The following is an 18,606-nucleotide window of genomic DNA, read 5'->3' as shown; positions in this document are numbered from 1 at the left end:
TCCCGAACTCAGCAGTGAAACGATGCATCGCCGATGGTAGTGTGGGGTTTCCCCATGTGAGAGTAGGTCATCGTCAAGATTAAATTCCGAAACCCCTATCTGCTGATGCAGGTAGGGGTTTTGTTTTTGTCCCTAGGAAAGTCTGCGAAAGCTCGTGATAAATTTGCACAGTTATTTCCGAGCTGGAGCACTAGAATAGCCCCACTTTAGCTGAGCCAGAGCTGTTTATGCCCGATCCGTCAGACATTGATAGGTTGTCAGATCTGCCCCTGAGCGGTCTGGTGGCGTGTCATGAGTGCGACCTGTTGATGCGCAAGCCTCAGCTGGCCCATGGTGAAAAAGCCGAGTGCCCCCGCTGTGGCTATGAGCTCTATGCTCACCGGCACAATGTAGTCGAACGCAGTCTTGCCTTGGTTATCGCCGCCCTGCTGTTATATGTGCCGGCCAACTTCTTACCCATCATGCAACTCAATCTGCTCGGGCAGTCCTCCCAGGACACCGTTTGGAGTGGCGTGGTCGGTCTGTTCGATACCGGTATGCAAGGTGTATCGGCGGTGGTGTTCCTGTGCAGCATGGGTATTCCGCTACTCAAGTTGCTTTGCCAGTTGGCTGTGCTGCTGACCATTCGCTTGGACGTTGGCCGTAGCTACGGTTTGTTGCTCTACCGCATTTATCACCATTTACGAGACTGGGGGATGCTTGAGGTCTACCTCATGGGCGTGCTGGTGGCCATCGTCAAGTTGGCAGATATGGCGGCCATGACCATAGGCCTTGGCCTGGTGTGCTTCATCAGTTTGTTGCTGGTCCAGGTCTGGTTGGAGGTGGTGATGTCACCGCATCAGATCTGGCAGGCGTTATCAGGAGAAGATGCCCATGCGGGCGATTGATGCAGGCATTCTGATCTGTGCGGAATGCCATGAGTTGAATCGGCAGGATGCTGAAGCCGACAACCAAACCTGTACTCGCTGCGGCGCGCTGGTTCACCCTCGGCGCCCGAACAGCTTGATGCGGACCTGGGCATTGTTGATCACCGCCGCGGTTCTTTATATTCCGGCCAACATGTTGCCGATCATGACCATCAACTCGCTGGGCCAAGGCGCTCCGAGTACTATCATGTCCGGCGTCATCGAGTTGGTACAACACGGCATGATTCCTATTGCCGCCGTGGTGTTCATCGCCAGTATCCTGGTGCCCACTTTCAAGCTGGTGGGTATCGCCTTGTTACTGTTTTCCGTGCAGCGGCACCAGCCCATGTCGGCGCGGCAACGCATCCTTATGTACCGTTTCATCGAGTTCATTGGTCGTTGGTCGATGCTCGATATTTTCGTGATCGCCATTCTGGTGGCGGTGGTGAATTTTGGGCGGCTCGCCAGTGTCGAAGCCGGTCTTGGCGCGATTGCTTTCGCCAGCGTAGTGATTTTGACAATGATTGCCGCAGTAACCTTCGATCCCCGACTGATTTGGGATAACACGGAGTCGGATGACGACCATGACTGATTTGCCTACCGCTAAAACCCGACCGGCTTCGAACTGGTCGGCCATCTGGGTCCTGCCGCTGATTGCCTTGATCATCGGCGGCTGGCTCGGCTGGCGGGCTTATAACGAGACCGGAATCGAGATCAATGTGCGCTTTGAGAGTGGTGAAGGCATCCAGGTCAACAAAACCGAAGTCGTCTACAAAGGGATGCCGGTCGGCAAAGTGACGGCCCTTACACTCGATGACGAAGGCAGCTCCAAGGGAGTGGTCGCGACGGTCGAGATGAACAAGGACGTCGAGCAATACCTCAAGACCGGAACACGTTTCTGGCTGGTCAAGCCGAGCGTGAGCCTGGCCGGTATCACCGGCCTGGAAACCCTGGTATCGGGTAACTACGTAGCTATCAGCCCGGGTGAAGGCGAATCGACCCGTAAATTCAAGGCACTGGTCGAAGAGCCTCCACTGTCGGACGCCAAACCGGGTTTGCACCTGACCCTCAAGGCTGATCGATTGGGTTCGCTGAACCGCGGCAGCCCGGTGTTCTACAAACAGATCCAGGTCGGTCAGGTGAAGAGCTACCTGTTGTCCGAGGATCAGAGCAAGGTCGAGATCAAAATCTTCATCGAACCGACCTATGCCAGCCTGGTGCGTAAACACACGCGTTTCTGGAACGCCAGTGGCATCAGCATCGATGCCAACCTCTCGGGCGTCAAAGTGCGCAGCGAGTCCCTGGCCAGCATCGTGGCCGGAGGGATTGCCTTTGCCACGCCGGAAAGCCGCAAGGACAGCCCGCCGACGGACCCAAGCCTGCCGTTCCGTCTTTACGAAGACTTTGACGCCGCTGCGGCGGGCATTCGGGTGAAGGTCAAGCTCAGTGATTTCGAGGGCTTGCAGGCCGGTCGTACACCGGTCATGTACAAAGGCATCCAGGTCGGCAGCCTGAAGACCCTCAAGGTCGATCCGGACCTGTCCAGCGCCACGGCTGAATTGACCCTGGATCCCTTGGCCGAAGATTACCTGGTAACCGGCACGCAGTTCTGGGTCGTCAAGCCGTCGATTTCCCTGGCGGGGATCACCGGTCTGGAAGCGTTGGTCAAGGGCAACTACATTGCCGTGCGACCGGGTGACAAGGGCGGCGCGCCGCAGCGCGAGTACGAAGCCAGGGCAAAGGCGCCGCCGCTGGACTTGCGTTCACCGGGCTTGCACTTGGTCCTGCTGACCGAAAACCTCGGTTCCCTGGAAGTCGGCAGTCCGATCCTCTACAAGCAGGTCAAGGTCGGGTCGGTGCAGAGCTACCAGTTTTCCCGCAAGAAGAAGCAACTGATCATTGGTGTGCACATCGAGAAAGAATACGAAGGGCTGGTCAACGGCTCTACACGTTTCTGGAACGCCAGTGGCATCACCCTTACGGGAGGTTTGACGGGCGGGATCCAGGTCAAGAGCGAGTCCCTGCAAAGCCTGATGGCCGGCGGGATTGCCTTCGAAACTCCGGAACCCAATGTGCCGCTGAAAAGACGCATCCCGCGTTTCCGCCTGTTTGCCGATCATGAAGCGGCACAACAGCGCGGCACCGTGGTGACGATCAAGGTCGACCGCGCCGATGGTTTGCGCAGCGGTACGCCGATCCGTTTCAAAGGGCTGGATGTGGGCAAGATCGAGGATGTCGATCTCAGCGCCGATATGCAATCGGTGCTGCTCACGGCGCGTATCACCGAAGTGCCCGAGCGCATCGCCCGGGTCGGGTCCCGGTTCTGGGTGGTCAAGCCGGAGTTGGGGTTGATGAAGACCTCCAACCTGGAAACCCTGGTAACCGGCCAATACATTGAGGTGCAGCCTTCGGCGAAAAACCTCGGGCCGCAGAAAAGCTTCGTGGCCCTGGCCAACCCACCGGAAAGTGCGGTGCCCGAAGCGGGATTGAGCCTGGTGCTGAGCGCGGCCCGCCGTGGTTCGTTGAAGACCGGTGTGCCGGTGACCTATCGCGAGATTACGGTGGGCAAGGTTACTGGTTATGAATTGGGCCAGACCGCAGACCGAGTGCTGATCCATATCTTGATCGAGCCCAAATATGCGCCACTGGTGCGCAGCGGCACACGCTTCTGGAATAGCAGTGGCTTCGGTCTGGACTTCGGTCTGTTCAAGGGCGCGACGGTGAGAACCGAGTCCCTTGAAACGCTTATCCAGGGCGGCATTGCGTTCGCAACGCCGGATGGCGAACGAATGGGCAATCCAGCTCGACCGGAGCAGACTTTCCCGCTGTTCGATAAGTTTGAAGATGAGTGGCTGACCTGGGCGCCGAAGATCAGTCTGGGTAAGTGATTGGAGTGGCGTTAGTCTGCCCTGACGCCATCGCGAGCAAGCTCGCTCCCACCTTGGAATGCTTTGGATGAGCGATCCTGCGTCCCCTGTGGGAGCGAGCTTGCTCGCGATGAGGCCATCAGGTGCCCTGAAAACTCAAGAACTAGCGCAATAAAAAAAGGCCGCGATCCATTTGGACTGCGGCCTTTTTCATGCCCGGCTATTCACCTCACACCGGATCCAGCTCCGGTTCGTCGGCCTGGACATTCACCGTGGCCTTCACCGCATCGTGACGACGGATGTATTTCCAGTCCGCTTCGTCGATGTAGATGCCGTTCGGACCGCTGCCGCCTTCCAGGTCGATGGCGACACTGGCGCAGACTTGCGGTTTCACACTGGCCAGGATCGGCACGAAGCCCAGTTGCAGGCTGGTTTCCAGCAGGGCGGCCTGGTTTTTCTCGTCGATGTCCGCGGCTTCGTCCAGGTAGTACGGCAGGCGCACGCGGCCGGCCTGTTCGCGGTCCATCAAGTGCAGCAACAAGTACATGTTGGTCAGCGCCTTGATGGTCATGGTGGTGCCGTTGGACGCCGCGCCGTCGATGTCGGTGTGGATCACGGGCTGACCGTTGACCTTGGTGATCTCGAACGCCAGCTCGAACAGATCCTTGAGGCCGAGCTGGTTGTGGTTCGCCGCCACCAGCCGCGCCAGGTATTCCTTGGCTTCTTCGTTCTTGTTGTCCTGCTCGGCGCTCTGGCTGAGGTCGAACACCGACAGCGTCTCGCCTTCTTCGTACTGGCCGGCACTGTGGATGATCTGGTCGATGTGCTTGAGCGCTTCCTTGTTCGGCGCCAGGACGATCCGGAAGCTCTGCAGGTTGGACACCTGGCGCTTGTTGATCTCGCGGTTGAACAGCGCCAGTTGGTGCTCGAGGCTGTCGTAGTCGCTGCGGATGTTGCGCAGGGTCCGGGCGATGTCGGTTACCGCCGCACGGCGCGCCTTGCCCAGGGTCAGCGCTTCGTCGGTGCGGTGGGCATAGGCGTTGATCAGCAGTTGCAGGCGTCGCTCCATGTCGTCTTCGCTGTCGAACTTGGCCACGCCCTTGAGGCGCACCTGGGCATACAGCGCTTCGATCTGGCCGTCGACCCGCAGCAGCCCTTGCCAGCTGTCCTGGTAGTCATTGAGCAGCGGCAGCAGGTTGTCCATGGAGTCGTCGACAGGGTCCATGAACGGCGTGCCGAACGGCAGGTCTGCCGGCAGCAATTGACGACGGCGCAGGGCGTCGTCGAGGGTGCGTTGCTTGGCTTCCATGTCGGCGATCTGCCGGCCCACCAACTGCAACTTGGCGGACAGCTGCTGGACGCGCTCGGTGAAGGCATCGCTGGAGCGCTTGAGTTCGTCCTGAGCGGCTTCCATCTGCGCCAGTTGCTCGAGCTTCTCGCCTTCCTCTGCACTCAGGGTCTGGCTGCGACGGAAGTCTTCCAGGGCTTTCTGCGCATCCAGAACCTGCTGGTACAGCGCCTCGGTCTGGGTTTTGCTCGCGGCGCGGTCGGCGGCCACGGCTTGCTGGGTCTTGAGCTGCTTGAGTTCTTTTTCCAGGCGCTCTTTCTGGTCGCGCAGCGCGGCTCGGTCGGCCAGGGCTTGCAGGGCAGGTGGCTCGATGTGGGACAGGTCGATGGACAGGCCCGGCACTTCGAAACGCTCGCCCTTGAAGCCGTCGAGGATCAGCTCCATGGATTTGACCCACTCGCCGTTCTCGTCCAGCGCGATGCCGTGTTCGCCCAGTGGCAGGCTGAACAGGGCGCTGTTGAACAGGCGCATCAGGCGTTCGACGTCCTGCTGCGAGAACTCTTCCCGCAGACGGGCGTAGCTGTTGTTGTCGGCGTGATCGAGTTGCTGCTTGACCGACTTCAGGCGTTTTTCCAGGTCGCGCAGGCGCTCTTCCAGGTCCTCGGCGCTGAACTGCCGGGACTGGGCCAGGGCGCCGGCCAGTTCGTCGTGGGCGTCCTTGGCGGCGAGCAGTTGCTGCTCCAGGACCTTGACGTCATCCACCAGGGCAAAGCGGTTCTTGAGTACCGACAGCTCGCCGATCCAGCGCTGGATGCCACTGATTTCCCGCTCCAGGCGCATCAGCTCCTGAGTGCCGCCGCGCTGGTCGTTCTGCAGCGAGTCCTGCTCGTTGCGGTAGTGTTCGGCCTGGATGGTCAGCTCTTCCTTGCGCGCACTGGCGTAGTCCGACCAGGTGCCGAGCAACGAATCGAGCAACGGCGAGAGACGATGCAATTTGCCGCGCAGGATATCGCGCTGCTTCACGCCATTGGCCAGGGCTTCCACCAGCGGGCCGGCCGCCACCAGGGAGTTGTAGTCCTGCTCCATGCGGCGTACGTCGCGGAAGGCTTCTTCGCACGCGGCGATGTAGTCCACGCTACCGGAGCGCAGGCTGTGTTCGAACGCGTCGAGGAACAGTTGCTTGAGCTTGGCTGCGGTGATTTCGCGCATGTGCAGCAGGTTGATGAACAGCGCGCGGAAGGTCTTGAGGCTTTGTTCGCTGGTGGAGCGTAGCGGGATCAGCGTCAGGTCCAGCGGGATCGAGGTGTGGCCACCCACCAGCAGGCGTCGCAGTTCATCCGGCTTGAGTTCGTAGGCTTTCAGGCCTTCGCGCTCCAGGTTGGTGAACAGCTCTTTCTGACGCAGGCAGGTGTCATTTTTCTGATAGTGGGCCAGGTCCAGTTTGCCAGCGTAGGCAAAGAACTGGTGACCGAAACCGCCGCCAGGGCCGCGACCGACCACGCCAATTACGTGCGGGCCGTGGGGCAGGGCGACTTCCACCAGGATGTAGCTGGTGTCCGAGGCAAAGTAGAAGCGCCGGGATTGCTCCAGGCTGTACTTGCCGAAGCTCATGTCCGACATGCGCGCCAGGATCGGGAACTGCAAGGCGTTGATCGAGGCGGATTTACCGAGGTTGTTCGCGCCGTACACCGACAGCGGTTCTTCCAGCGGGAACAGACCGAGGCTGTAGCCGGCGGTGTTCAAAAGGGCAAAGCGGCGGATGCCGTAGCGTTCCTTGCTCATGCGTCGGTCTCCTGTTCTTCGGCAATGGCGCGGGCCAGTGCGTCTTCTTCGCTCTCACCTTCAAATTCGCTGAGGTCCAGCGGATCATCGGTCTGCAGCAGTTTTTCGTCGCTGTCTTCGTCGATCAGCACGGGCACCGGCAACGGCAGCACGCTGTGCAGGCTGGCGGCCAGGTCGCGGTCCTGCTGGACCGACAGGCACACGTCGAGGAACCGATGCATCGGCGGCAGGAAGCGATACACGCCGTTTTCTTCGCTGGCAAAACCCAGTTGAGTCATGCGCCGCATGATTTTTTCTTCCAGTTCTTCCTGGGTCTGTACTTCGGCCTGGATGAACAGGTCGCGGTACTTTTCCAGCAGCGAAGGCAGCTCATCGCGGCCCAGGCTGCCGCCGTCGAGCACGGCAATCGGGTCGCGGCCCTGGTCGGCCAGGTGCTCCACCAGAATGAAGGTGAACAGGGCCAGGCGCTGGGCGGTCTTGTTCACTGCCGCGGCGGCCAGGTCCGGCACGAAGTAATAGAAGCCACGGGTGTCGCACACCAGTTCGAAGCCCAGGGCCTTGAACAGCGTGCGGTACTGGTCCTGGAAGTTCGACAGTTGCGCGTACAGCTCCGGGTCGCGGCGGCTGACGTGATAGCCCTTGAACAGCTCGCGGAAGATCGGCGCCAGCTGGGACAGTTCGGATAGATCAAGATGCATGGGGGATGCTCGCAGAATCCTCGGCGGCGGTGTCGCCGGCCGAGAGCAGGGCGAAGGAGCGCAGGCTGACCTGATGCTCGTGAGTGTGATAATCGCGGCGCTCCAGGCGCTCGCGCTTGAAGCGTTTTTCCCGCGACAGCCGCGAGAACCAGTACAGCAATTCGTCGGTGGCGCCGTCCGGTTCCTGTTCCAGCAGCCAGGTCATCAGGTCCGGCATCGGCAGGGCGTCTTCGCAACGCTCGACCATCTCGCGCACGGTGCGTGGCGCGCGCGGTGCTTCGCCGCCCTTGTGGGTCTTGTGGGACTTGGGGAAGCGCGCCGGTTTCGGTTCGAAACGGGCCAGCGCATAGACGTAGGCTTCGACCTGGCTGGCGCTGCCCAGGAAGGTGCTTTGCGGCCGGGTGAACATCGGCATGGCGGCCTGCGGCACGGCATCGATGCCTTTGCGGCGAATGGCGGCCAGGGCCAGGGCGGCGCCACGGGTCACGGCGTTGTGGCGGCGAGCCTCTTCGCGCAGCGGCAGGAGCAGTTCACGGGCATGCCGCAGGGTCAGCTGGGCGCTGGTCTGCATCTCGAGGATGCGCGCGTGGGTGCGCAGCAGCATGTCGTCGTCCACCAGATGGCCGAGGCGCTGCTGTTCGGTGAGCATGCGCAACAGCACGTTCTCGACCTTGCGCACGCCTTGCTCGAAGGCGCCGTCGGCATTCACCAGTTGGATCATCGGCTCGACGTATTCGTCCCAGGTCGCCAGCACTTCGGCGTAACGCTGGCGCAGCGGGATCTGCCGGTCGCTGGTCTTGGCCCGCTCGGCCACGGCCACCAGGGCCTGTTCGTCGTTGGCGAGTTTCTTGAGCACATCGCGCACGCGCATGTCCAGCAGGCGCAGTTGGCGAGCCAGGTCGTTGCCGTCGCGAATGTCGAAGGCGTCCTGGATGTAGCCGGCCAGGCGCTCGAGGTGACGCAGGTAGGCTTCGATCTCCAGGCACAGGCCCAGGCGGTGCTCGCGGCGCAGGTAGGCGAGGAAGTCATGGATCTGGGCGTTGAGCTCGAAGCGGTTCGGGCTTTTCGCCACCGGTACGAGAATGTCCAGGCGGATCCACACATCCAGCAGGCTGGTGATGTCCTGGGGCGTGCTGTCCAGCTGTTGGGCGGCCAGCTGTGAACGCAATTCGTTGAGGCTCAGGGTGCCCTGGTCGAAGTGCTCGCACAAAGGTTCCAGCAATGCCCAGTGTTCAGCGAGGGCGCGCAAGACGCGCTTGGGTTCGATCATCGCAATGGCCGTCGGGTTGGCAATTAAAAGCGGCGATTGTACTGCATCGAGCCGCTTGCGATTCACCCCTTGGACGGACTGTCGTTTGCTATCGATCAACTATTGGCTCAACAGGGAAGCGATCCGCGCCGAAGGGCGGTAGAATCCCTCCCACTTTCAGTTATCCACAAGTGGCCGACCCTTGCTTATCGAGTCCCGTCGCCGCGCCTATCTGACCGCCATGCAGGTGGTCAACTGGCTGCCGCGTACCGAATTGCCGTTCGCCGCCCCGTCGCGGCCCGAGCTGCTGGAAACGCCCGAGCCCGAGTACATCGCGCCGGTCGTGACCGCGCCTGTGGCCAAGACGGTCGCCGAGCCGGTGGCGCCCGTGGCCGAGCGGCCGAAAATCGAAGTGCCGCGTCCAAGCCTGGCCTCGACCCGTACCAACGCCAAACCGGTGGAAGAGGTTGTCGAGGCGCCGCCCAAGGCTCCCTACGTCGCGCCGCCGCGTTTCGCCCTGCAACTGCTGCGGGCCGGGCGTTGCCTGCTGTTGGTGGAATTGCCCACGGGCGAGCCGTTTCAAAGCCGTGATCCAGCCTATCTGCTGCTCAAGGACATGCTGCGCGCCGCCGGTCTACCGGATAGCCCGCAGATCATTGGCGAACCGGTGCGCTGGCCGCTGTTGTCGCGCGGCACCATGGACCAGGGGCCCGAAGCGGCGCGGGATTTCGTCCAGGGCTTCGTTTCGGCGCGCCTCGAAGACGAGCCCTGCGTGTGCCTGTGGCTGATCGGCCTGCCGGCGGTGAAGTTTGCCGGCGAGGCGGATGCCGAGGCGTTCAATCGTGAACTGCAGGTCGAAGGCCTGGGCTCGGCCTGGGCGTTGCCCGGGTTGGAACTGTTAATGGAAACGCCACAGCGCAAGGCTGATGTCTGGCAAGCCATGCGCCGGCTGATGGCGCGCTGGAAAGAATCGAATGAGTGACGCTGTATCGTTCCGCCCGATGACCGAGGCGGACCTCGACGCTGTACTGAAAATCGAATACGCCGCCTACAGCCACCCCTGGACCCGGGGGATATTTCTCGACGGGCTGGGTAAATACCAGATATGGCTGATGTTCGAAGGCCAGCAGCAAGTGGGCCATGGCGTGGTGCAGATCATCCTGGATGAGGCGCACCTGCTCAACATCACCGTCAAACCGGAAAACCAGGGTCGTGGTCTGGGCTTGCGCCTGTTGGAACACTTGATGTCGATTGCCTACAAGGCCGAGGCCCGGGAATGCTTCCTGGAAGTGCGCGACAGCAACCGCACGGCGTTCCGGCTGTATGAGCGCTATGGTTTCAATGAAATTGGCCGGCGCCGGGATTACTACCCGGCAGTGGGCGGGCGTGAGGATGCGGTGGTCATGGCGTGTACCTTGGTGGACTGAAGCGCCGCGCCCCCCTGTGGGAGCGAGCTTGCTCGCGAAGACGGCGGAACATTCGACATTGATGCAAACTGATCCACCGCTATCGCGAGCAAGCTCGCTCCCACAGGGGCTTGGCGGTGTGCATCAAGTGTGTGATCAAACACAAAACCACTGTGGGAGCGAGCTTGCTCGCGATGGCGATTGTAGGGTCAACGCTTGCCATCCAGCGGATCGATATCCGCCATTTCCGCTTCGTCCAGCCCATCGCCTCCGCCAATATCGTTTTCATCCACCACACTCAGGTCCCAGTCAGCCTGCTCGTCGCCGCCGGCCTCACGGGCATCTCGGGCGCCGTCTTCGCGAATGAGGGTTTCCGGGCTCATGTCGTCATCGGTCGGCTGGTGATCATCCGTCGAGGCGCCGGTCATGCCCGCTTCACGGACGCGTTCACGAGGCATCAGCTGTTCGCGTTCGCCTTGCGGCAATTCGTCGCCGATTTTCGCGCTGGGCTGCTCGTCGTCGAATTCCAACTCATGCATCGAGCCCATGCGATCTTCGTTGTCGTCGATGGGTTCCGGTTGCGTCGCATCGAAGGGGCGTCGTGAATCATTCATGGCAATTCCTCATACTGTGGGCCTTACTGGTGTCGACCGGCAGCGCATCCAGGAATTCCAATGCATCGCCGACGTGACCTCGACCGGCGGTCGTCTGTCACAGTTGCGCACTCTCAATCGAGGCTAGACAGCATGAACGAATTACAAGATCTGATTGATAACAACGCGCGTTGGGCCGATGCGATCAAGCAGGAAGATCCTGACTTCTTCTCCAAGCTGGCTCGTCAGCAAACCCCGGAATACCTGTGGATCGGCTGTTCCGATGCGCGGGTGCCGGCCAACGAGATCGTCGGCATGCTGCCGGGCGATCTGTTCGTACACCGCAACGTGGCCAACGTAGTGCTGCACACGGACCTCAACTGCCTGTCGGTGATCCAGTACGCGGTGGACGTGCTCAAGGTCAAACACATCCTGGTCACCGGCCATTACGGCTGTGGCGGTGTGCGTGCCTCGATGCAGGACCGGCAACTGGGCCTGATCGACGGCTGGCTGCGCTCGATTCGCGACCTGTACTACGAGCATCGCGAGGCGTTGGGCCAATTGCCGACCGAGGAGGAGCGTGTCGACCGCCTGTGCGAGCTGAACGTGATCCAGCAGGTGGCCAACGTCGGCCATACCAGCATCGTGCAGAACGCCTGGCACCGCGGGCAGAAACTGTCGATCCATGGCTGCATCTACGGCATCAAGGACGGACGCTGGAAGAGCCTGGACACCACGATCAGCGGTTTCGAGCAATTGCCGCCGCAGTATCGGCTGCGTCCGGTCGACGCGCCTTGAGCCCGGTTCGTCAGTCGCGGTGACATTGACGGCGCCAGTGCCGTAGAAACTTCATTCCCTGCTCATTGGGCGGTTCGTCATAGCCGGTAATCCAGCCATGACAGTTGTATGAACCGCACCGGCAGGCGAACTGTCGATACAGTTTCTGTTCGGTACTGGCGTAGTCCATCGTCAGGCAGTCACCTTCATCGATACAGGCCAGTGACCACAGCCACAGTTCGCTCATGTCGAGGAAGACATTCGGGTTGCAGGAATGCAGCAGCAATCCGGCGAAGCGCGGGTCATACATGTGCACGTCCGGCAGGATCTGCAGCGTGTGCAGGCGCCGTCGGCTGACCAGCAGCCCCGAAACCCTGCACATCCTCGTCATGGGAGCGAATGGTTTACGGGCGATGATGCCGTTGCCGCGGCCGTCGGTCGTGTGATGCACTTCGAAGTCGTGCACCGAGGGGTAGCCCAGGCGGGTGCTGAGTTGTTTTTCCGGGTAGATGCAGTCCCGATGCTGAGAACAGGCGCGATCTGTAATGAACGTGGTCATGACAGTCCTTGTCGGTGCTAAACACTCGACTTGCTGGCGCTGGCGATCCTGCCGGCGGTCGTTGAAAAAACCTTGATAGCTTCGCCCAAGTCGGGAGCGGCATCTACTGTCGACTCTGACAGGTGTCAAAGGCGCTTTCCCGCGTCAGCGCCAGCCTACGCGGGAAAGCGCCTCAAGGTTTAGACCGCCTCGGCAGGCAGCGGCATGGGCACCTTCAGTTGCGGAAGTTGCGACTTGATCGCCGGCGTTTCGCATTTTTTCGCTGCATCAGCCGGCGTCAAGTTGCGAATGGAGGTGTAGAACAACTCGCAGGTCTTTTCCTTTTGCGTGACTTGCCAGGTCTGGGTGCACTGGTTCAGCAGAGTGCTCGGGTCGGTGCCCGGCTTGCTGCCCATGCCGGCCTGCCAGCATGAAGCACTCAGGTCCTGGCCCATGACTTTCAGGCCGGCGGCATCCGCCTTGGCTTCGTCACCGTCGTAGCTGTCCTTGTCGGCGGCGTACCAGATGTAGCTCGGATGGTTGGAGCCCAGGACCGGAACCTTGACCCCGCTGCCGGTTGTGATGGTCGCCAGGCTGAGCACATTCACGGTCTGGCCGTACTGGGTCTTGATCCAGTTCCGAACGGGCGCTCCGAAGGCCACCATCGGCAACGCGGCGCCGCTGGCGGTTTGGGTGACCTGTGTGACCATGGTGGTTTGGTAATCGTTGAAGTAGCTATAGAGTCCCTCCAATGTGCTGCCAGCATTGGACGGCGCTGCGATGGGCGCGATGTCGATGATGGTCTGGTAGGCCGGTGTCTGTTCAACCGCAATGCCGTTGACGGTCAGCAGCGTGGCCCAACGATCGGTGGTCGCCGACTCCAGATAGTCCTGGGCCTGGGTCAGGGAGTAATCCGGCGGGAAGTGCAGCAACTCGACACTCTTGCGGTTTTCCAGGGCCATGCCCAGCGGCAGGAACAGGTACCAGTTGTAGGACCATTTCTTGTCGCTGTTGAGTTTGGAGGCGCCGTTGTACGCCAGGTCACCGGCGTCGAGCAGGGCCTTGAGCGGTTGGCCGTAGCTCTTCGGTACCCCATTGATGCTGGCATAGACCTTGTCGTTGTCGATTTTGACCTCGACCTTGGCCGTGGTGTAGCCGTCACGCTGCACGCTTTGGGTCAGGTAATGCTCGACGGTTTGTTCCAGGGTCCAGTCGCGAAAACAAATGACGTTGCAGTTGTTGGGGTAGGCAAAGAGGCGGGTGACGCGCTCGGTGCTGCCCAGTTGTACGTCGATGTTGGTCGTGTCGGCGGCTTGGACGGTGGCGCTCAGGGTGAGGACGGCAAGAGGAAGTACGGCGAGTTTGAACATGCTCAGATCCTTTTCAGCGTGAGGGACCCTCAAAAGCAGGGCGCATCCATACTGAAACAGACCGAGCCGAAGAAGAAGTGGGCCGATGGAAATATCGGCCCTTTTTTATGGCTTTATGGCATCACGGGCGGCAAATAACTCAATGTTGTCCCCAGCGCCCATAGCAGCGCCAGCACCAACGGCGTATGCACCAGCAGCTGCACGAAGGAAAAGCCGATCAGGTCCCTGGCCTTCAGCCCCAAGACCCCCAGCAGCGGCAGCATGTAGAACGGATTGATAAGGTTGGGCAGCGCTTCGGCGGCGTTATAGATCTGCACCGCCCAGCCCAGGTGATAGTTCAGGTCATTGGCCACCTGCATGACGTAGGGCGCTTCAATGATCCACTTGCCGCCGCCAGAAGGAATGAAAAAGCCCAGTACCGCCGAATAGACGCCCATCAACAGGGCGTAGGTGTCATGGGAGGCGATTTGTACGAAAAAGGTCGAGATGTGGTGGGCCAGGGTCTGGGCATCGCTGCCTTTGACCGTGGTCAGCAGCGCGGCGATCGAGCCGTAAAGCGGAAACTGGATCAACACGCCCGTGGTGGTCGGCACCGCGCGGGCCACGGCGTCGAGAAAACTGCGCGGTCGCCAGTGCAGCAAGGCGCCCAGCATGATGAACAGGAAGTTATACGTGTTGAGCCCGGAAATGGCACTGATCGCAGGCTTGGTCGAAAACTCATGGAACAGCCAGCCGGCCGCCAGCAGCACCAGCGCAATGGTCAGCAGCGGACTGTGCTCCAGCCATTCCCCTGGGCGGGTACGGGGCTGCAACGCCGGCATGCTGAAACTGGGGTCGATACCACAAGCGGCGGCGTCACGGGCACTGTTCGGCCCGGGAGCGGTGGCGTAGGCGACAATCAACGAGATCACGATCAGCGCCAGCAGCATCACGCCAGACTGCCAGAGGAAAATCGTCTGGGTGAAAGGAATGACGCCAGTAATCGACAGGATCGAGGGCGGCAGGCTGGCCGGGTTGGCCTGCAATTGCGCCGCCGACGAAGACAACCCCAGGGCCCACACTGCGCCCAGGCCCAAGTACGCGGCGGCGCCGGCGGCGCGGTAATCCATCTTCAGGTCGGTGCGTCGGGCGAGGGCGCGCACCAGCAAACCGCCAAACACCAACGACAGGCCCCAGTTGAGCAGCGATGCGACCATGGAAATCAGTGCCACCCACGCCACGGCGGAGCGGCCGTTGGTCGGAATACGTGCCAGGCGGTCAATCAATTTGACGGCCGGTGGTGAACTGGCGACCACGTATCCGCCGATTACCACGAAGGCCATTTGCATGGTGAACGGGATCAGGCTCCAGAAGCCGTCGCCGAACGCCATGGCCGCCGCCGTGGGTGTGGCGCCGATGAATTGCGTCGCCACGGCGACCACCAGCACTGCCAGCGCGGCAAAGACCCAGGAATCGGGGAACCAGCGCTCGGCGAAACTGGAACAGCGCAAGGCGAAGCGGGCGGAACGGCTGTCTTCGATGTCAGTGGTCACGGCAATTACCTCGTTTTTATGGTTATGGGTATTGATGGCGGCAAGGCTTCAAAGGTCAGGCGCAACAGTAGAACAATCCAGTGACCATGGGAGGCTCATCGGGTTCGCGGGCGCCCTGGAATATTTTCGATAGGGGCTCGGGGCGCTCTTTAGAAAAAAATCGCCGGGCCGATGGCAAGGGAACAGCCATTTAATTCTTCTGCTGTCGGAGCTGCCCATGTTCAACAACCGCCTGAAGCAGGAGCTACTGGCTCTTCGCCAAGAACTGTCCAGTCTTGTGCAAGTCAAGGAAAGCCTGGATCGCGAAATGCTTGGCCTCACCCTGGATGCCGATGGACGGATTCAATCGGTCAATCAGAACTTCCTCGACGAGATGCGTTACAAGAGCCAGGACTTGATTGGCCGGCCTGTGGATGAGCTGGTTCCCGGGTATTTGAAAACCAATGAGTTCCAGGTCCGTTTCAAGTCGGCACTGACCCGTGGCGAACACTTTTCCGGTGCCGTGCGCCTGCTGCGAGGCAATGGCCAGGAAGCCTGGCTGCGTTCGATCCTCCAGCCCGTGCGGAGTGCCGATGGGCGGATCCGCTATTTTTCGATGTATTCCAATGACCTGACCCGCACCATCGAGGCTTCCCGCGAGCATGAAAACCTCATCGGCGCGTTGGTGCGTTCAACGGCGGTGATCGAATTCGACTTGGGTGGTCATGTACTGACGGCCAATGATCGCTTCCTCAACGCCATGGGTTACAGCCTTGCGCAGGTCAAGGGCAAGCACCACCGCACGTTTTGTGAACCTGAGGAATACAACAGCGCGGCCTACGAGCAGTTCTGGAAGCGCTTGAACAGTGGTGAATTTGTGGCTGGCCGCTTCAAGCGTCTCGATAGCAGTGGTCGTGAGGTCTGGTTGGAAGCTTCCTACAACCCGGTGCTCGATGCCAACGAGCGGCTGTATAAAGTGGTCAAGTTCGCCACCAACATCACCGACCAGGTCAACCAGGAAAAAGCCGTCGCCGAGGCGGCCAGCATCGCCTATAGCACCTCGTTGCAGACCGATAGCAGTGCCCAGCGCGGCACGACGGTGGTGACCCAGGCCGTGGACGTGATGCGCGACCTGGCCCGGCACATGCAAACCGCTGGCGAAGGCATCGAGGCGCTGAATGAGCAATCCCTGGTGATCGGTACCATCGTCAAGACCATCAGCGGCATCGCCGAACAAACCAACCTGCTGGCGCTCAACGCCGCGATCGAAGCGGCCCGTGCCGGTGAGCAAGGCCGTGGCTTTGCGGTGGTGGCCGATGAAGTGCGACAACTGGCATCGCGCACCAGCCAGGCGACCGATGAAATCGTTGGCGTGGTCCGCCAGAACCAGGACATGGCCCGCAACGCCGTGGCACTGATGACCGACGGCCAGCACCAGGCCGAACACGGCCTGGCCCTGGCCGCCGAGGCGGGGACGGTGATTGTCGAGATCCAGGACGGGGCGAAGAAAGTGGTCGATGCGGTGAGTCAGTTTGCCAACCAGCTATCGACCTGAGGAAAACTGCTGAGCGAGCCGCCGCCATCGCGAGCAGGCTCGCTCCCACAGTTCTCCCTGAATAGCCTTGATATTGTGTTCGCCGCCATCCCCCTGTGGGAGCGAGCTTGCTCGCGATGGCGGCCACTCATTCAACATCCTGGCACGCTGACTCAACCTGATCTACGAGCGCTCAATCCCCCAGCGCGGCGCCTTCGCGCCGCGGGTCCGCGCCGCCGGCCAATGAAGTTTTCCCTTGCGCATCACGCATCCGGACGATCGCCTGGGTGCCGCTGTTCATGTCGATCTCGCTCACCGCATGGCCTTTGTCTTTCAACGCCTGGATCAGCATCGGACTGAACTGCCCTTTTTCCAGTTCGGTGGGGCCGTTGCGGCTGCCGAAGTTGGGGAGATTGATGGCGGTTTGTGGGTCCAGGTTCCAGTCGAGCAATCCGATCACTGACTTGGCGACGTATTCGATGATTTGCGAGCCGCCGGGGGAGCCGACAGCGGCCAGCAGCCTACCCTGATGATCGAAGATCAGCGTCGGCGCCATGGAGGAGCGCGGGCGTTTGCCGGGTTCGACGCGGTTGGCGACTTTTTGCCCGTTTTCTTCAGGGATGAACGAGAAATCGGTCATCTGGTTGTTGAGCATGAAACCCTGGACCATCAAGTGCGAGCCGAACGCCGACTCCACCGTGGTGGTCATGGACACCGCACCACCCTGGTCATCCACCGCCACCACTTGCGAGGTGGAAATGCGCAGCGGCGAACGGTCCGGCGCATAGGCCACCTGAATGCCCGGCGGTGTCCCGGGCTTGGCGACGCCCATGCTACGAGGGCCGATCAGGCTGGCTCGGCTGGCAAGGTAACCTTGATCGACCAGCCCTTTGAGCGGCACGGCTACAAAATTCGGGTCGGCAATGTATTGGGCGCGGTCGGCGTAGGCCAGGCGCTCGGCTTCGGCGATCAGGTGCACCGCTTCGGGGGAGGGTTCAATGCCGGCGGGTTTAGCGGTCTTGAGGGGTTTCAAGGGGGCGAGGGCCGCGTTGCTGTCGCGCTGTTCCAGGGCCTGCAACGTCCCGAGGATCTGCGCCACGGCAACCCCGCCCGAAGACGGTGGTGGCATGCCGCAGATTTGCCAGCGCTTGTAGTCGGTGCATAACGCGGGCCGCTCCCGTGCGGTGTAGCCTTGGAGGTCGTTCAGCGAAAGACTGCCGGGGTTGGCGTGACCCTGCACCTTGGCGACGATCTCCTCGGCAACCGGCCCTTTGTACAAAACATCGGGGCCTTCGTTGGCGATGCGCTTGAGCACGCCTGCCAATGCCGGGTTTTTCAGCACGGTGCCGACGGCCTTCGGGCTGCCATCGGCATTGAGAAAGTACGCCGCCATGTCGGGCGAGCCCGGCAACGACGGGTCGGACGCGATCAAGGCGTGCAGCCTGGGGGAGATCGCGAAGCCCTGCTCCGCCAGCGCGATGGCCGGCTCGAACAGCCTCGCCCATTCGAGACGGCCATGTTTGCGATGGGCCAGTTCCAGTCCGCGCAACACCCCCGGGGTGCCAACGGAACGGCCGCCGATCTGGGCGGCGGTAAACGGCATGGGTTTGCCGTCGGCTTGCAGGAAAAGTCTTTCGGTGGCGCCGGCCGGTGCTGTTTCGCGACCGTCATAGGTGCGCACGGCCTTGCCATCCCACAGCACAATGAACGCGCCGCCGCCGATGCCTGAAGATTGCGGTTCCACCAGCGTCAGCACCGCTTGCATCGCAATTGCCGCGTCGATGGCCGAGCCGCCACGTCGCAACATCTCCCGCCCGGCCTCGGCCGCCAACGGGTTGGCCGCGGCCGCCATGTGCTTGTCGGCGTAACGGGTCTGTACATCGGAGCGGTAGCCGGACGTGATTTCCGGCGGGGAAGGTAGTGCCGGTGTGACAGTGGAGGAGGGCGGGGCCTTACAGGCGCTAAGCGTTAGCGCGACAGCCAGCAACGAAACGGCTGACAGGCGATGAAGGTTAGGTTTCAGGTCTATAAGCACGTGTCGCTCCATCCGTGGGCCTGGGGTATGGAGATCGACTGTAGCGATGCGAG

Annotated in this window: 16 protein-coding genes, 1 rRNA gene and 1 pseudogene; 10 read left to right on the top strand and 8 right to left on the bottom strand. The window is 61.3% G+C overall.

The genetic code is table 11. The features are described 5' to 3' along the window. The 4 genes from rrf to Q7F16_RS18670 all read left to right on the top strand — a co-directional run. Positions 1–79, top strand: a 5S ribosomal RNA gene (gene rrf, locus Q7F16_RS18685); the annotation flags it as partial. 148 nt (positions 80–227) lie between these two features. Beyond that, positions 228–887, top strand: coding sequence for a paraquat-inducible protein A (locus Q7F16_RS18680; RefSeq protein WP_014340221.1), 660 nt, complete (start codon positions 228–230; stop codon positions 885–887). Beyond that, positions 874–1,497, top strand: a complete 624-nt coding sequence (locus Q7F16_RS18675; protein ID WP_014340220.1) for a paraquat-inducible protein A — start codon at positions 874–876, stop codon at positions 1,495–1,497. Before Q7F16_RS18680 ends, Q7F16_RS18675 begins: the two co-directional genes overlap by 14 nt. After that, complete coding sequence (locus Q7F16_RS18670) at positions 1,490–3,793, top strand: PqiB family protein (protein WP_046063616.1); 2,304 nt, start codon at positions 1,490–1,492, stop codon at positions 3,791–3,793. Before Q7F16_RS18675 ends, Q7F16_RS18670 begins: the two co-directional genes overlap by 8 nt. A 208-nt stretch (positions 3,794–4,001) precedes the next feature. On the opposite strand, the gene mksF is transcribed toward Q7F16_RS18670, so the two are convergent. The 3 genes from mksF to mksB are packed head-to-tail and all read right to left on the bottom strand — an operon-like array spanning position 4,002 to position 8,810. Continuing rightward, positions 4,002–6,842, bottom strand: coding sequence for an Mks condensin complex protein MksF (gene mksF / locus Q7F16_RS18665; protein ID WP_409556168.1), 2,841 nt, complete (start codon positions 6,840–6,842; stop codon positions 4,002–4,004). Beyond that, positions 6,839–7,540 (bottom strand): Mks condensin complex protein MksE, encoded by a 702-nt coding sequence (mksE, locus tag Q7F16_RS18660; protein WP_003205590.1) that lies wholly within the window; start codon positions 7,538–7,540, stop codon positions 6,839–6,841. The genes mksF and mksE overlap by 4 nt, the downstream gene beginning before the upstream one ends. Further along, positions 7,530–8,810, bottom strand: a complete 1,281-nt coding sequence (mksB, locus tag Q7F16_RS18655; protein ID WP_041476417.1) for an Mks condensin complex protein MksB — start codon at positions 8,808–8,810, stop codon at positions 7,530–7,532. The genes mksE and mksB overlap by 11 nt, the downstream gene beginning before the upstream one ends. A gap of 181 nt (positions 8,811–8,991) precedes the next feature. Here mksB and Q7F16_RS18650 point away from each other — a divergent pair, with 181 nt between their 5' ends. Further along, the gene (locus Q7F16_RS18650) at positions 8,992–9,771 is read left to right on the top strand and encodes a hypothetical protein (protein WP_018604593.1); all 780 of its coding nucleotides are present in this window, start codon (positions 8,992–8,994) and stop codon (positions 9,769–9,771) included. After that, positions 9,764–10,216 (top strand): ribosomal protein S18-alanine N-acetyltransferase, encoded by a 453-nt coding sequence (rimI, locus tag Q7F16_RS18645; RefSeq protein WP_003205585.1) that lies wholly within the window; start codon positions 9,764–9,766, stop codon positions 10,214–10,216. The genes Q7F16_RS18650 and rimI overlap by 8 nt, the downstream gene beginning before the upstream one ends. Before the next feature lie 188 nt (positions 10,217–10,404). Here the strand turns inward: rimI and Q7F16_RS18640 are convergent, their stop codons facing one another. Further along, positions 10,405–10,809 carry a hypothetical protein gene (locus Q7F16_RS18640; RefSeq protein ID WP_046063523.1) on the bottom strand — a complete coding sequence of 135 codons (405 nt, stop codon included), beginning with the start codon at positions 10,807–10,809 and terminating at the stop codon, positions 10,405–10,407. On the opposite strand from Q7F16_RS18640, the gene Q7F16_RS18635 reads away from it, so the two are divergent. Both Q7F16_RS18635 and can read left to right on the top strand, forming a co-directional pair. Further along, a complete protein-coding gene (locus Q7F16_RS18635) occupies positions 10,808–10,936 on the top strand; it encodes a hypothetical protein (RefSeq protein ID WP_256365268.1) in 129 nt (42 codons plus the stop codon). The two genes, Q7F16_RS18640 and Q7F16_RS18635, sit on opposite strands and share 2 nt — an antisense overlap. Before the next feature lie 5 nt (positions 10,937–10,941). After that, the gene (gene can, locus Q7F16_RS18630) at positions 10,942–11,586 is read left to right on the top strand and encodes a carbonate dehydratase (protein WP_003205581.1); all 645 of its coding nucleotides are present in this window, start codon (positions 10,942–10,944) and stop codon (positions 11,584–11,586) included. Positions 11,587–11,596: 10 nt separating this feature from the next. Here can and Q7F16_RS18625 read toward each other — a convergent pair whose 3' ends face one another. The 3 genes from Q7F16_RS18625 to Q7F16_RS18615 all read right to left on the bottom strand — a co-directional run bounded on the left by Q7F16_RS18625 (position 11,597) and on the right by Q7F16_RS18615 (position 15,005). After that, positions 11,597–12,124: a lysine methyltransferase gene (locus Q7F16_RS18625; protein ID WP_046063524.1), complete on the bottom strand. Its 528-nt coding sequence runs from the start codon at positions 12,122–12,124 to the stop codon at positions 11,597–11,599. A gap of 179 nt (positions 12,125–12,303) precedes the next feature. After that, entirely contained in the window at positions 12,304–13,473 is a 1,170-nt protein-coding gene (locus Q7F16_RS18620; protein ID WP_186652073.1) for a hypothetical protein, read from the bottom strand. A 113-nt stretch (positions 13,474–13,586) separates the two neighbouring features. Beyond that, positions 13,587–15,005: a short-chain fatty acid transporter gene (locus Q7F16_RS18615; RefSeq protein WP_024618910.1), complete on the bottom strand. Its 1,419-nt coding sequence runs from the start codon at positions 15,003–15,005 to the stop codon at positions 13,587–13,589. A 217-nt stretch (positions 15,006–15,222) separates the two neighbouring features. On the opposite strand from Q7F16_RS18615, the pseudogene Q7F16_RS18610 reads away from it, so the two are divergent. Together Q7F16_RS18610 and Q7F16_RS18605 are read left to right on the top strand one after the other, a co-directional pair. Further along, positions 15,223–15,999, top strand: a pseudogene (locus tag Q7F16_RS18610) (PAS domain-containing protein); the annotation flags it as partial. 108 nt (positions 16,000–16,107) lie between these two features. Further along, positions 16,108–16,539, top strand: coding sequence for a methyl-accepting chemotaxis protein (locus Q7F16_RS18605; RefSeq protein ID WP_370873836.1), 432 nt, complete (start codon positions 16,108–16,110; stop codon positions 16,537–16,539). A gap of 172 nt (positions 16,540–16,711) precedes the next feature. Here the strand turns inward: Q7F16_RS18605 and ggt are convergent, their stop codons facing one another. Continuing rightward, entirely contained in the window at positions 16,712–18,565 is a 1,854-nt protein-coding gene (ggt, locus tag Q7F16_RS18600) for a gamma-glutamyltransferase (RefSeq protein ID WP_409556167.1), read from the bottom strand. Positions 18,566–18,606: the final 41 nt, after the last annotated feature.

This window comes from Pseudomonas sp. Lb2C2, from assembly GCF_052112205.1.
Classification (GTDB): Bacteria; Pseudomonadota; Gammaproteobacteria; order Pseudomonadales; family Pseudomonadaceae; genus Aquipseudomonas; species Aquipseudomonas kilonensis.
The sequence above is the reverse complement of the archived record's forward strand: the minus strand, read 5'-3'. Positions and strand labels throughout refer to the sequence as shown.